This is a genomic window from Salmonella sp. SAL4457, from assembly GCF_046548235.1.
GTDB lineage: Bacteria > Pseudomonadota > Gammaproteobacteria > Enterobacterales > Enterobacteriaceae > Salmonella > Salmonella enterica.
In genome coordinates, this window is record NZ_JBGDZO010000411.1 from 1 (window position 1) to 276 (window position 276).

At 61.6% G+C, this 276-nt stretch carries 1 protein-coding gene; it reads right to left on the bottom strand.

From position 1 onward, the window contains the following. Positions 1-53: 53 nt before the first annotated feature. Positions 54-276 (bottom strand): hypothetical protein (locus ACLJNW_RS24845; protein WP_410961309.1); only part of this gene is annotated, 223 nt, incomplete at its 5' end.

Consider the following 276-nt stretch of genomic DNA (forward strand, 5'->3'; position numbering starts at 1 on the left):
TCGGGTCACTCCGGTAGGGGGAGGGCCGCCGTGGGAGGGCCCGGGCAAGGGATTCAGACGTTTTCCAGTTGCTTGAGCGAAATCCGTTCGAACTCCTTCTTTAATTGCGGCTGTTCGATGCGCTGCTTCCATGGGTCCTGCTCGAAGGACAGGGCGAATTGCAGGCGGTCGTTGAGCGCCTTGCGGTTTTCCGCGTCCTCGACCACCGCCTTGCGGATGTGCTCCATGCCGACCCGCTGCAGATAATGCACCGTGCGCTCCAGGTAGAAGGCTTCC